The sequence below is a fragment of the Moorena sp. SIO3A2 genome, from assembly GCF_010672265.1.
Taxonomy (GTDB): domain Bacteria; phylum Cyanobacteriota; class Cyanobacteriia; order Cyanobacteriales; family Coleofasciculaceae; genus Moorena; species Moorena producens.
In genome coordinates this window covers 53,961-66,451 of sequence record NZ_JAAHHC010000029.1, presented here as the reverse complement: position 1 = coordinate 66,451, position 12,491 = coordinate 53,961, and the positions used below count along the sequence as shown (strand labels likewise).

At 44.4% G+C, this 12,491-nt stretch carries 15 protein-coding genes; 8 read left to right on the top strand and 7 right to left on the bottom strand.

The window, feature by feature from the left end; genetic code table 11:
- Positions 1-9: 9 nt before the first annotated feature.
- Together F6K64_RS26180 and F6K64_RS26175 are read right to left on the bottom strand one after the other, a co-directional pair.
- On the bottom strand, positions 10-345 hold the full coding sequence (locus F6K64_RS26180) for a helix-turn-helix domain-containing protein (protein ID WP_287266788.1): 336 nt from the start codon (positions 343-345) through the stop codon (positions 10-12).
- Positions 342-674 (bottom strand): hypothetical protein, encoded by a 333-nt coding sequence (locus F6K64_RS26175; RefSeq protein WP_071102267.1) that lies wholly within the window; start codon positions 672-674, stop codon positions 342-344. The genes F6K64_RS26180 and F6K64_RS26175 overlap by 4 nt, the downstream gene beginning before the upstream one ends.
- A gap of 227 nt (positions 675-901) precedes the next feature.
- On the opposite strand from F6K64_RS26175, the gene F6K64_RS26170 reads away from it, so the two are divergent.
- The 7 genes from F6K64_RS26170 to F6K64_RS26140 all read left to right on the top strand — a co-directional run bounded on the left by F6K64_RS26170 (position 902) and on the right by F6K64_RS26140 (position 6,694).
- On the top strand, positions 902-1,063 hold the full coding sequence (locus F6K64_RS26170) for a hypothetical protein (protein ID WP_154659758.1): 162 nt from the start codon (positions 902-904) through the stop codon (positions 1,061-1,063).
- Between the two features lie 82 nt (positions 1,064-1,145).
- The gene (locus F6K64_RS26165) at positions 1,146-1,268 is read left to right on the top strand and encodes a hypothetical protein (RefSeq protein ID WP_267875502.1); all 123 of its coding nucleotides are present in this window, start codon (positions 1,146-1,148) and stop codon (positions 1,266-1,268) included.
- Positions 1,269-1,925: 657 nt separating this feature from the next.
- The gene (locus F6K64_RS26160) at positions 1,926-3,128 is read left to right on the top strand and encodes a citrate/2-methylcitrate synthase (protein ID WP_287266786.1); all 1,203 of its coding nucleotides are present in this window, start codon (positions 1,926-1,928) and stop codon (positions 3,126-3,128) included.
- Between the two features lie 271 nt (positions 3,129-3,399).
- On the top strand, positions 3,400-4,851 hold the full coding sequence (locus F6K64_RS26155; RefSeq protein ID WP_287266784.1) for an MFS transporter: 1,452 nt from the start codon (positions 3,400-3,402) through the stop codon (positions 4,849-4,851).
- 353 nt (positions 4,852-5,204) lie between these two features.
- Positions 5,205-5,351 carry a hypothetical protein gene (locus F6K64_RS26150; RefSeq protein ID WP_161603151.1) on the top strand — a complete coding sequence of 49 codons (147 nt, stop codon included), beginning with the start codon at positions 5,205-5,207 and terminating at the stop codon, positions 5,349-5,351.
- A gap of 79 nt (positions 5,352-5,430) precedes the next feature.
- The gene (locus tag F6K64_RS26145) at positions 5,431-5,847 is read left to right on the top strand and encodes a helix-turn-helix domain-containing protein (protein ID WP_008182959.1); all 417 of its coding nucleotides are present in this window, start codon (positions 5,431-5,433) and stop codon (positions 5,845-5,847) included.
- A gap of 133 nt (positions 5,848-5,980) precedes the next feature.
- Positions 5,981-6,694, top strand: coding sequence for a DUF2259 domain-containing protein (locus tag F6K64_RS26140; RefSeq protein ID WP_044492821.1), 714 nt, complete (start codon positions 5,981-5,983; stop codon positions 6,692-6,694).
- A 169-nt stretch (positions 6,695-6,863) separates the two neighbouring features.
- Here the strand turns inward: F6K64_RS26140 and F6K64_RS26135 are convergent, their stop codons facing one another.
- From F6K64_RS26135 to F6K64_RS26125, 3 genes are read right to left on the bottom strand one after another with little or no spacing between them, the layout of a single operon-like run.
- Complete coding sequence (locus F6K64_RS26135) at positions 6,864-7,103, bottom strand: hypothetical protein (RefSeq protein WP_287249356.1); 240 nt, start codon at positions 7,101-7,103, stop codon at positions 6,864-6,866.
- Positions 7,084-8,928, bottom strand: a complete 1,845-nt coding sequence (locus tag F6K64_RS26130) for a pentapeptide repeat-containing protein (protein ID WP_008182955.1) — start codon at positions 8,926-8,928, stop codon at positions 7,084-7,086. Before F6K64_RS26130 ends, F6K64_RS26135 begins: the two co-directional genes overlap by 20 nt.
- A 37-nt stretch (positions 8,929-8,965) precedes the next feature.
- A complete protein-coding gene (locus tag F6K64_RS26125; RefSeq protein WP_008182953.1) occupies positions 8,966-9,868 on the bottom strand; it encodes a hypothetical protein in 903 nt (300 codons plus the stop codon).
- A gap of 603 nt (positions 9,869-10,471) precedes the next feature.
- On the opposite strand from F6K64_RS26125, the gene F6K64_RS26120 reads away from it, so the two are divergent.
- On the top strand, positions 10,472-10,741 hold the full coding sequence (locus F6K64_RS26120) for a hypothetical protein (RefSeq protein WP_131826833.1): 270 nt from the start codon (positions 10,472-10,474) through the stop codon (positions 10,739-10,741).
- A gap of 79 nt (positions 10,742-10,820) precedes the next feature.
- On the opposite strand, the gene F6K64_RS26115 is transcribed toward F6K64_RS26120, so the two are convergent.
- The gene (locus F6K64_RS26115) at positions 10,821-11,900 is read right to left on the bottom strand and encodes an MraY family glycosyltransferase (protein ID WP_044492818.1); all 1,080 of its coding nucleotides are present in this window, start codon (positions 11,898-11,900) and stop codon (positions 10,821-10,823) included.
- 354 nt (positions 11,901-12,254) lie between these two features.
- Entirely contained in the window at positions 12,255-12,491 is a 237-nt protein-coding gene (gene sipA / locus F6K64_RS26110; RefSeq protein WP_008182949.1) for a regulatory protein SipA, read from the bottom strand.

Below are 12,491 nucleotides of genomic sequence, written 5' to 3'. Positions count from 1 at the left end.
GTCAAGCTGTCAGCACTGATCGTGATTTGGGGGACAGAGCATGTTCCGCAGTTCTAAGGCCAAAGGCCACGCTACGCGAACGGGAATCTCCTCAAAGTGCTCCAACAAAAAATCCATCACAGCCAGATGACGCAAGTCCGATGGTTGGGGCCGCAGATAATTACGACCCCGGCTAAACCAGCGCCCCACTGTCGCTACCGAACGGGAGCAAATCATGGCCATCATTGAGTGAGTCACGGGCCATTTGCTGTAAAATTCCTTTGGTGTCATCCCGAGTTGACAGGAGCTGTATTGTTTAATTAGCTCTTGCTTGGCCTGAGTTAAGGAAGCATCAGGTTTGTTCATGATGCCACCTCCAGCGCTAAAGAAAGCAAATGGTTTTCCCAGGCTATATCTGTTACTCCTTGGTGATGTTGAAAACCATGGAGATAGGAAGCTAGCCAGCTAGGGTTGAGACTGGTAGTGAGTTGCTGAATTAGCACTGCAGCAATAGCATCAGCTTCAATAGGCTGGATCGGTAGCCTGGTATGGAAGCCAGTTTCACTGCAATGGCTGAGCTTCGCGAGTAATTCAGTGATGCCAAAATCCCTAAGAGCTTGCTGATATCCATCGACCTGGGCTTTGGCACAACTTGGGTTGTGTGTCTGTGGATCCTTCTTTGGATAATTTTTCATTATTCTCGAAGGAGAGAGTTTTAAAGGGAAAAGAATACCCCGTCCTCTTAGGTCGGGGATGAATTTTAAATAGTGTTAATATAAAAAATAAGGGTCTCAAAAAAAACTGGGTATTGACCCTACCAGCTACCGACCGTGCGGGGGAAAGTTACGCCCAGGTCGATAACAGCCAATTAGGTTGTGCCTGGGAATCCCTATTCCTGCGACGGATGGGGAAGTTCAAATAAGTGGCCTTCTTGATTGCAAGAGCCAGTGGCAGACCTTGCCGGGCAAAGCTATGGGTCTGGCATCTCGCTCCCGGTTGGTTACGGCTCGTCTCGGTGGGCTTGCTGTATCAACCTATTTATGATATTATGGTAATTTTAGCCAAATATCAAGTATTTGCCTGAAATTTGCTATAGCGCTACCCATTTGGCTTATCGGTGCGCCAATGCAATAGTTTTTTGGAAACTTGGAACCGAGGCGCTGATCATGGCATTGACCATAGGTCAAGCTACGGGATGCTCCAAAAGAGCCGCTACGCGATTGGCCGTAGGCCACGCTAAAAGCGATGCTCCAAAAGAGCCGCTACGCGATCGCATTTACTGTAATTAGTCATTAATACGATTAGCCACAGATGTCGCCACCCATTTGACTTATCGGTGCGCCAATGCAATAGTTTTTTGGAACTGCTCAAAGGGTAGAGATTACCACTACTGTTATCCAGGTTAATCAGAAGGTAATTTGCAACAATCTCAAGGGGAGTGCAACGCTGTTGATTATCGTAAAACGAGGCTCTCAAAACACTTATGGTCATACCGTGAAAGTCAATAGACCATCTAGAGTAATGTATCCCCCGGATCATCCCCTACATTGTGCAGGGCAAATCATTCTAGAGTAAGAAGATGTAGATTGAAGCTGGGGAGGTTAAAAACTATATATTTGCTCAAACAGAGCATTTATAAAGTAAAAATTCAGGAAATAGGCGATCGCCACCAACCTATTTTAAGATTTATGAAGAAAAATGCTTTCCCCATGAAGCTGGGGAAGTATTGAGGATATGGAAGAATGTCTAGCTTGAACCAGATGTTGGTCTTGGGTGAGGATAGTGGTACTAATTTGACTAGTAAGTGAGTCAAGTATGTAGTGAACACTTATAAGCAATCAAGCCAAGTGAATCTGGGCTTCAAGTTTTACCTCGACACTGGGTTGTAGAGCTGAATTGAGAGATAAATCTAAGCTTAGTTATACCTTAGGAGATACTAATATAACATGGGATATCGATATATTGGTACAGATATTGACGGACCCAGGTTCAATCCAGAGCAACTGTATGTTCGGAATAGAAACCTGAACGACTTGATTGGTAATTTTTCATTTTCAGGGACTATCTATCACTTACTTACCGGCCAAGAGGCGACTCCATCCCAAGAAAAACTTCTCGATCGCTACCTTGTAAGTGCCCTGTCTTCTTTAACAGAGGATGATCCAGTCCTAGAAGTGATTCGGACTGTAGTCGCCTCAGGTGCAACGTTTTCTCAGGCCATTATTGCCGGGTTGATGGTTGAAAAAACCAAGTCCTTTGAACAGATTATCGCTGGGTTTGACCTGAATGCAATAGGACTGGATCGAGAAAGTCAAATTGGACTCTATTATGTCGGCCTAATTCCTGCCTTAATGGCTATTGCGATCGAAAGTATCCAGTGTATTCAGGGAAAAAGTTTTGACCGGAAAAATAGTGATGGTAAAAGTCTTCAATTTACTTCGGGAGATAAAGACTATATCGAAGCTTTATTTACGCTCTGTACTAACAGTAATTTTAGCAACTCAACTGAAAGAAAAATCTTCAACGATGTGATGGTTAGCTTTCATGCTGGCTGGGGTTTTATTGCTCCGACAGTTGTGTTGCCCCGGGTTGCCATCACTACCAGAGTTCCCATCTCCCAAGCGCTCGCTGCCGGTTTTACAGCTGCAGGACCTGCCCACGTGGGAGCCTGCGAAAAATCAATGGAGTTCTTCACTGCTCTCCATCAAACTATCATCCATCAATACGGTTCAGAAGATCGAGAAGCAATAGTGATTAAGCTACTGGAAGAGCGGCTTGCCAAAAAGGAAAAGATCCCCGGTTTTGGGCACCCGGTATTTAAGGTAGATCCAAGAAGCCATCGTCTACGTTCAATTATAGCGGAGATCGAGCTGCAATCAGATTTTATTGAACTTTATGATATTACAGCTCAGTTTTTTAAAGAGAAACTGGCAATTTATCCAAATATTGATGGTATTACCGCTCCTATATTGTTGTCTTTGGGGATGATGCCACCCTATGGAACAGGACTATTCCTCTGTGCACGTAGCTCTGCAATGGTTGCTCATATTCTGGAGCACAAAGAGAAACCTCCTTTTGGTGCCACGAGTAAAGAGCTTCGTAAATGGTATAGTCAATGGTATGGTCCAATGGCTGTTGGTGTAGACTGAGCCTAAATTATTTGTACAACTCTTCTGGAGGATAAGCGCTAAAATTCCTGGATAATTAGGTGGGTATAAATAAACGTTAAAACTCAGAATTTCAGAATGAAGCTGGAAAACTGTAGTCAAGATGTTTTCACCATTGTGACTATCAATCGCTATTTTACGGATAATTAAACCCACCTAATTAGTAAAGAATTGAATAAGCTTTTGTTGTATAAATCATTTAGGATTGCTATAGTAAGTACCAAAGAGCCAAAATAACTATTTGTGAGAGCAGATGAAAAGTAAAGAAGCCAGTGAAACAGCTATCTCTAAAGAATGGTGGGTCTTATTGGCTGTGAGTTTAGGAACATTTCTGTTCTCCCTAGATGTTCATATTGTAAATTTGGCTTTGCCAACACTGGTAGAAGATTTCCATAGCGATTTTGCTACGGTTGAGTGGGTTCCCCTAAGTTATTCCCTAATGCTGGCAGTCCTGGTACTTTGTGTGGCTCGATTAGGGGATATGTGGCGCAAGAAATTGCTCTATATAATCGGACTCACAGCATTTGCCATAAGTTCATTGGTATGTGGAACCGCTACCACAATATACTTATTGATTGCAGCACGGATATTTCAGGGGCTTGGGGCTGTGTTTATTGCAGTACTAACCCCTGCGATGGTGACTGAGGTGTTCCCCAATGAAAAGCGAGGATTCGCTTTGGGGATCGTTGCTAGTACGGGTTGGGCTGGTGTGTCATTGGGACCGACGCTAGGCGGTTTACTCATAGAGCATTGGGGATGGCGTTCAGCTTTCTTGATTAACGTGCCCATTTCTTTAATTGCTATGGTCTTGGTGATTGTATTAGCTCCAGGGGGGACCAGTCATTCAGGTCAAAAGTATTTTGATTTTGGGGGAGCTTTGATTTTGGCGATAACGTTAACCTGCTTTTTACTCGGGATGACGCGCTTACAAGAAGGGGATTTAGGTGGTAATATAACTTTGATTTTCCTGGCGGTCGCGGTAATTGGTTTCGTGAGTTTTTTGTTGTCTCAGAAAAAATCTGCTCAACCCTTGCTTAACCTTAGTTTATTCCGAACCCTGGAATTAAGTTTAAGTCTAATTTTAAGCGTATTTTGCTATACTTTTGTCAATGCAGTCGTTTTTATTTTGCCTTTTTTTCTAGAACTAGTTAACCATTATTCAGAGCAAAAGGTTGGCTTATTAATAGCAGTCATCCCTATATTAGGAATATGTGTAGCCCCTGTAGCAGGCTCCCTAGCAGATCGCTTTGGCGAAAGAAGCATTAGTACGATCGGAATGACATTATTATTAATTGGCTGTTTGGCGATCGGCACCTTTAGCGAAGAGTTGACTGTTAAGGGCTATTTATTGCGGATAATTCCCTTTGGAATCGGTTACGGTTTGTTCCAACCCCCTAACCAAAGTGCCATTATGGGCAGCGTACCTCCACAATATCTCAGTGTTGCCTCTGGACTCTGGTTCTTTTCACGAGCCTTAGGTCAGGTTATGGGTATAACGCTGATTGGCATTCTGTTTTCCCGTTTATCTGCTAGCCAACTCCAAGTAGACACCCCATTTTCAGTGACAACAGCGCCAGTTGAGGCTTTAGTGTTTGGAGAACAAGTAAGTTTTCGCATTGTCTCTGCAATTCTTGTGATTGGGCTAGTTATATGTGGATTCCTATGGCAGCGGCAAAATCAAAGGCTAAGAATAAATCGGACTTAATTAGTTTTAATATCATGTCCGGTTGAATACTTACACTAGGCGGAAATCGAAGGCAGAAGTAAAAGAGTAAGGTGTAATCCCAGAAGGTTTTTTATCACTAATTATCCGGACATGATATTATTATTTTATCAAAAAACTATCTCCCCTATGGATTTATCGGTGCGCCAATGCAATAGTTTTTTGGAAACCCAGAACTAGGCGCTTTGACTGATAATGGGATTGACTATAGGTCACCCTACGCGAACGCATTTACTGTAGCTAATAATTAACTTTGATGTGGCCACCCACAGTCATTATTGATGCGTCAATGCAATAGTTTTTTGGAAAGCCGCAACGGAGGCGCTTTGCCTCGAATGCGATTGATCATAGGTCACGCTACGGGATGCTCCAAAAGAGCCGCTACGCGATTGGCCGTAGGCCACGCTAAAAGCGAACGCACTATACAGAATTTTTTCCCTGCTCCCTGCTCCCTGCTCCCTGCACCTAGACCTAGTAATTAATACCTAAAATCCTATTCCTTGCATCTTCTCCAAAATTCTGTTATATTAACAGTATCGTTAACGCAATGGTTAACCACCCATGATGATTTCTACCGCACAAGCCGCCGATTTACTAGGTGTTTCCGCCACTCGCGTCCGTTACCTTCTGAGCAAAGGCAGAGTGAAAGGAGCCTATAAAGTGGGTAGAACTTGGGTGATTCCTCTGTTTGATGGCATGCCAGTAGTTACTCCTGGCACTCGCGGTCCAAAGCGGAACTGGTCAAAGCGCAGAGAGTACACTAAGGCTGTGATTCATGTTAATCAAAGGGTAATTCGGAAAAATCTCACGACGGGAGAGCGCAACCCTGTGATTACCGTCAAACGAGGCTCTCAAAACACTTATGGTCATACCGTGGAAGTCAATGGGCCCTGTCGAGTGATGTATCGCCCCGATGATCCCCTCAAATGTGGAGCAAGGGTGTGGATTGAGACTATCTCTGATTTTAAAGTTATTTGATTTGGTAACAGCTTACCTGACTAGACATCTACCTGATTAGACTAGGAAACGCTATACTCCAGAGAAACATCCTCACTGGTATGGAAAATACCAATTAAAGGATTAGGGAAGTCGAAAGGGTATGGGTGATCGGATGAAACGCTTTTATTTATATTCAAGTTTGTTGATTGCTAGCTTCTTCCTACTATTGCTTGGGGAGGAGGGATTAGCACTTATTGTCAAAACCAATCGTCGATTGTCAGGTTTTTCCGTAGATAGCCGCAACTATATTTATCTGGAAAGTGCTAGAAACCATGTCACAAAGGTTCCTACTGCCAAAATCCAAATTATCGATGTAGCCACTAACGCTTGTGTCAAGAAGGGTTGTCTAGAAACTAACTATAACTACTCGGATTCCAATCTCACTCCTAAAGACGCTGAAGATAGCTTACTAAGGAAAACCCAAAGAATAAGACGGAGCTTAGGACTCAATCAACTAAAAGTAGGACTAAAACTGCCAATTATTGAGCGTTCCATTGAACCTAATGGCACTGAGACGGTTAAGGTCTTGGTGGATAAAGAAAAAGACCCACTAGAGATTCGTTTAGAACAAATTTATATTCCCTCGGTTTTATCTGGAGGAATGTCTGATATAGACCGGGCTTCAATGCAGCTAGTCATGAATTACAATTATCGCCAACTGACCCTAGGTAAACTGAACAATTACCGTGAAGCTATCAGGAAATATTCCATCAGAGAAGTTCGTTTATCCCCCAATAGACAGAACATAGTTGTACTGATCAATCTCCACCAAGCCACCTATAACGCTGACTTTCAGACAACCTTTGTTCAGAGTTTTCCCATCTAAACTACGTAGCATTCAGCCGTCAGCTGTCAGCCGTGAGCTTTTAGCTCACGCTTCGCGAACAGCTCAAAATAAACCTTCCGTAGCGTGGGCAAACATGATAATTTAAAGGTGGGCTTGACCCATTAAGAATTAAATTCGCCACGGGTCGCACCTAATAGTTCGAGATTAATCAGAATTTAAAGTCTGGGGAAAAGCCCTTGGCCACGCTACTTGAGATGCTTTGTGGCACAGGCTTTGGCCTTGGCCTTTCGGCCACGCTACGCGAATGGCCACGCTGTGCGAACGACGCTGAGACTTTCCCCATAAGCTGTTCGCGTAGCGTGCGCGTAGCGCATAAGCTGATAGCTGATAGCTGATAGCTGAAGGCTTGCCTTTTGCCTTCTAACAGCTCAGCGGTGAAGCGTACCATCAGGCATAATTGCCCCACTGATAAAGGTATTGCTCAAGTCAACATCACTCAGGTCTACCCCAGCTAGTTTAGCATCCTTAAGTTGTGCCCCATGGAGATTAGCACCACTTAGAGTGGCCTTGGTTAAGTCAGCACCAATTAAATTTGCCCCTAACAGGTCAGCACCTGTCAAATTAGCCCCTGCTAAGTTTGCCTGACTCAGGTTTGCCCCCCAAAGGTCAGCTTGACTGAGATTAGCCCCACTTAGGTCAGCTTGACTAAGGTCAACTCCTCCTAAGTTGACTCCACTCAAATCTTTCCCTGACAGGGAAGCAACAGGCACAATGCAATATGCTCCCAACTTACTAGGGTCAAACCCTTCCGGAAATTGAGTAGTTTGGTTATAGAGCGATCGCTCAAATTTAGCATCTTCGAGATTAGCACAGCGCAGATCTGCACCAAGCAAATTTACCTTACTCAAGTTAGCTCCCCCGAGATCAGTCCCACTTAACTCTTGATCTGAAAATGATACACCGGGGGCAATTAAGTAGGCTCCGTGTTGGCTGGGGTCAAACCCTTCCGGAAATCGAGTGGCTTCATCGTAGAGCGCTCCGAGCAAATTGACTCCTTCGAGATTAACCGAGAAAAGATCTGCCCCGAACAGGCTGACTTTGCTCAAATCTGCCCTACTCAAGTCAGCTCCTCTGAGGTCAGCCCTCTGAAGATTTAGCCCAAACAGAGACACATCCGGAGCAATGAGATATGCGCCATGGGCTGTGGGGTCAAAATCTTCAGGAAATTGAGTCTGTTGGTTATAAATTGCTCCTTTGAGGTTAACCCCTTCGAGATTAGTGGCCGACAGATCTACTCCAAACAAGTTAACTCTCCTTAAATCTGCTCCCCTGAAATCCGCGCCACTAATTAGGCTCAACCATAAGTCCGCTCCCCGCAAATCCGCTTCCTGTAGATCGGCTTCTCGTAGATCCGCTTCCCAGAATTGAACTCCTCTTAAATTGGCTTTCCTTAAATTAGCTCTAAGCAAAGATATACCAAAAAAGTGACCCTGACTCAGGTCAACTTGGGATAAGTCTGCTTCGCTTAAGTCCACGCCACTGAGGTTTGACTGACTCAGGTTAGCCATTGGTAGAGATACACCAGGAGCAATTAAATGTGCTCCTGCCTTCACTGGGTCAAAATCTTCAGGAAACTGAGTGGTTTCGTCGTAGAGTATACCGCTCAGGGTTGCATTTAGAAGCTTAGCACCCTTCAGGTTTGCCCCCATCAGATTGGAGCGGCTCAAATTAGCTCCTGTTAGGTCAACATCCTGTAAGTCAGCCCCAATCAAGCAAGCACGGGTTAGATTAGCTTGTTTGAGATCAGCGCCTTTGAGGTTAGTTTTCCACAGGTCAGCTCTAGTCAAATTCGCACCGCTTAAATTGGTATCACTGAGATCTACCCCACTCAATTTAGCTTCTGTTAGTAAAGCCTCAGGGGCAATTAAATAAGCTCCTGCCTTGGTAGGGTCGAAATTTGGCGGAAACTGAGTGGAAAAATTGTATAGTGTAGTATGGAGGTTAGTTAAGTGTAGAATAGCTTCGCTCAAGTCTGCCTGACCCAGATTAGCACCACATAGAACAGCTTGACTTAAGTCGGCTTCCCTCAAATTAGCTCCCCAGAGATCAGCGCTACTGAGATTAGTGCCAGTAAGAATTGCTTGACTCAGGTCGGCTCGCCATAAAACTACCCGTTCCAGATTTACCTGGCTGAGGTTGACTTGACTTAAGTCAGCTCCACTAAAATCTCTTTCCCCAAGAGAATATTGTGACTGAATGTCCTCAGTATTCATATTGTTTACGATAGTTTAAATTTAAAAATATTCCAAATTAATTATTAGATAATACCTCCTGTTCCCAATTCCAAATTACATAGCCTTTATCGATATGAGTAATTACTATTTTATCCAGCTGATCAGCTACCTTAGACAAGATAGCGATCAGTTGTTCTTGGGTTTTTTCTAATCGTAAAAAACTGTAGTATTGACCATCAACGTTAATGGCTAATAAGCGTCTGCTTAAATGAGGTACGTTAATCCAGCAGATTTGGTAATCCTGACGGGATTTAATAATATGACTGGAGGATAATTCCAAATCCTGAAGGAGAGCAAGAGCAGGAACAGGGGAAGCTCCGAGTTGAACTGAATTATTGTTTTGGGATTCAGGGTAAAACTTGAGTTGGTTGGCATTTACAGCCATCCCTCTAGTTTGAGCTACTCTATTCCGTTTAAACTGAATAACTTTATTGGTTGCAACAACACCATAGGGTTGTTCAACAGCAAACGATTGAGTGTTAGGAGGAGTTAGTGCTCGACCTCTGACCCAATCATCGGTCTGGGTAAGAGCTATTGCTGAAACATCTGGTTGGTATTCTGGAACATCTGGTTCATCCTCTGGTTCGGATTCGGCTTGGTTGAGGGATTGGATCTGCTGGAGGAGTTGTCTGTTGTTTTCTCTGACTGATGCTTGGTATTTTTGCCATTGCCTTCCCACTTCAACAGTGCCAAGACCAGCTAACACACTCACTAGGATGGCAACGCCAAGATAAGGAATTGCTAAATCCTTATGGTCTTCATGGAAGATAGGTTTAAGTTCGACGTTGAAAAACGGTTTAACTTCAACAACGATTGGTTTTGATTTGTTGAAAACAAACGGTAAGGTCAAACTAGAAAATATCGTGCTGGAGATAACTACAGCTGGTAGTAAGAGATTAATTAAGGGGTAATTGGTCATCTTTAACCGCTGCAAGCAAGAAATTGGGTAAAGCGATGCAGAGGTGCGACCCGTGGCGAATTTAATTACGGGTCAAGGGCACCTAAGCGGTCTTGGGAGAAACCCCTACTCGCGCTTTGCATCAATAAGTGATCTGTTAAATTGCGGTAGTCTTGCTGCTTACTGAAGAGGGCGGCTTTGTTGCTAGCAAATCGCCTCAAAGCAGGTGATTTAATCGGGATATAATAATAAAATGCATATTATATCATTTAATCCCAATTAAATTATGTAGGGTCTGACCCCCAATTTATTTTAGCAGCGGTCTCGTATAATATGTCAATTTAATTGACAATTTAATATATCTTAATATATGAAGCACCACCACCTGCCTAAGGGCGAGGTGGTGGTATCCAAGTAGGACACTCTTCTCGATAGAGACAGCTACCCGTATACTCGGAAACCGCGCTTCTCGGTGAACAGCAGGGACTTTTGCCATACTGAACCTCGTTCTCATTTCCGGCTAGAGCCTATAGAAACAAATTCTGTATTTGGTTATGTATCGTTATTTGGCGCAAGCTCCCTACTTTTCTAATCGGGCGACACCAAGACTTAAGAGTTACGAACTTGGCTACATCGGTCTTATATCTACCCTTAATTCCCAGCTTTCTTGGTCTGGAGGGTAATAGTGCCAAAGTAGTTAAGCAAATTATACCACAAATGCCAACCCACTTCCCTTGCGCCCTAACCACCACTTGCTATCGCGAAGATGGTGGAATGCGGGCTGATTGTCCGTTCAATTCCAGAGCAAGAGTAGTCAGCTTACGCCCTACGCACATGCTGCTCTTGCCAGCACTGACCAGGGCATTGCTGACTATCGTTTGGGATACCAAGTAGAGTTGGGTCAGTTACCAATTACCCATGACCCATGACCAATTACCGATTACCCTGAATCATTCCACAATTGGGCAACGCTTCATTTCGCTCTAATTCTTTGCAAAACAGTAATGCCTAACAGCAAAATGATACCCCCTGTCGTGGCATAGATCACCCTAGGAGTCATATCTTGTAGTTTCATCGCTAGCCAGTTAGACACTAAGGTAATGCCCCAAAGGATAAGGGCAACATAGCGCTGGGAAAAACCAAAGGCTAACAAGCGGTGATGTAGGTGGTCTTTACCTGGGGTAGTTAGAGGGTTTTTACCATTGATCAACCGTCGCACAAATACCTGAGTAGTATCTAGAACTGGCAATAGCAAAAACACTACTGGAGGGACTAGGGCAAATACCGTAGTCACTTTTAAAGACCCTAAAATGCTGCTGGCAGCTAGTACATACCCGAAAAAGTACGCACCTGCATCTCCCATAATAATGTGGGAAGGATGGAAGTTATGGCGCAAAAAGCCAAGAGCTGACCCCCCTAGGGCTGCCAGAAGCAATGTTGCTGCGGCACGACTGGGAAACTGAGCTGAAACCGCTAACAGGCTCATAGCAGTAATAAAGCTGACCCCTGCTGCTAAACCATCCATCCCATCCATAAGGTTAATGGCATTAGTAATACCCACAACCCATAGAACCGTAAGTAACATGGAGAGTTGGACATCAATCGGAGTCCCGAAGGTGGCTTTAATCCCTGCACCACTAGCCACTAACAACAGGGCAGCAATAATTTGAACCGACAAGCGTACATAGGCAGGCAAACCAAATTGATCATCAATAAAACCTACCAGTACCAGAACCGAGCCCCCCAGGAGAATAGTCAGCACTTGAGCTAACACCCCTTCGATGACAATCGGTCTAAGGAGAGTAGCTAGTACCAGTGCAGCTACGACTCCGGTATAGATAGCTAAGCCTCCTGCATTGGGTAAGGGTTCTTGGTTAAGCCGCCGAGCATTGGGTTGGTCAGCCCAACCAACCTCCAAGGCAAATGAGCGTAAAGTTGGCATCAAGCATCTAGTCACTGCCCATGCCAATCCGAAAGTTAATATGACTGCCAGCCAGCCACTTCCCCTAGGGTTGGCAATTCCGAGGGACTGTAGGAAGCTGTACACATCTATCTCCCAAGTCACGTCCACACTGCAAAATTGTAATCGCTATGGATAATATTAAGCTCATCTTGTAAATAAGGTACATGGGCAGAAGCACATCAGCAGGAAAAAGCGATTAGCACTTAGGGATTAGGTAAGCATTCAGGTCAGTTATCAGCTAATGGGCTGCGCGCACGCTACTTGAGGTGCTAGCAGGCGCTTTAACTGCACGGGGTGGGTACAGAAAAACGAGTATGGATTTTCAACCAGCCGTATCAGCACCCCCCAACTTTTTTACTACCGACTGTTGATTAGCTGACGGCTGACCGCTGATAGCACCTCAAGTAGCACCATCTGTAGCGCATATGCTTACGGGATTAGGGGTTAGGGGTTAGGATTTTCCTCCTGAACTAACTCAATGTACTGACTATCGATCAGAAATGCTCCTCTAGAAAAGCGAACACCCCAGTATCCTCCTGGACGTCGGTCGAGGATTACTCCCTCTTCCCCAACTTTAATCACATCAGGAGGTCGTAACATGGGCATTGGTTCAGCAGTTTTGACGTAGCGTGGTAATGTAATTACTCTTACGCGATCGCCAACGTTAAAGTCTTGAGACAT

Coding starts and splice junctions, on each gene's coding strand:
- F6K64_RS26175 (WP_071102267.1), bottom strand. CDS start 674: ATGAAAAATTATCCAAAGAAGGATCCACAGACACACAACCCAAGTTGT.
- F6K64_RS26150 (WP_161603151.1), top strand. CDS start 5,205: ATGCGATTGATCATAGGTCACGCTACGGGATGCTCCAAAAGAGCCGCT.
- F6K64_RS26155 (WP_287266784.1), top strand. CDS start 3,400: ATGAAAAGTAAAGAAGCCAGTGAAACAGCTATCTCTAAAGAATGGTGG.
- F6K64_RS26145 (WP_008182959.1), top strand. CDS start 5,431: ATGATGATTTCTACCGCACAAGCCGCCGATTTACTAGGTGTTTCCGCC.
- F6K64_RS26140 (WP_044492821.1), top strand. CDS start 5,981: ATGAAACGCTTTTATTTATATTCAAGTTTGTTGATTGCTAGCTTCTTC.
- F6K64_RS26135 (WP_287249356.1), bottom strand. CDS start 7,103: ATGGTACGCTTCACCGCTGAGCTGTTAGAAGGCAAAAGGCAAGCCTTC.
- F6K64_RS26180 (WP_287266788.1), bottom strand. CDS start 345: ATGAACAAACCTGATGCTTCCTTAACTCAGGCCAAGCAAGAGCTAATT.
- F6K64_RS26130 (WP_008182955.1), bottom strand. CDS start 8,928: ATGAATACTGAGGACATTCAGTCACAATATTCTCTTGGGGAAAGAGAT.
- sipA (WP_008182949.1), bottom strand. CDS start 12,491: ATGTCTCAAGACTTTAACGTTGGCGATCGCGTAAGAGTAATTACATTA.
- F6K64_RS26125 (WP_008182953.1), bottom strand. CDS start 9,868: ATGACCAATTACCCCTTAATTAATCTCTTACTACCAGCTGTAGTTATC.
- F6K64_RS26160 (WP_287266786.1), top strand. CDS start 1,926: ATGGGATATCGATATATTGGTACAGATATTGACGGACCCAGGTTCAAT.
- F6K64_RS26165 (WP_267875502.1), top strand. CDS start 1,146: ATGGCATTGACCATAGGTCAAGCTACGGGATGCTCCAAAAGAGCCGCT.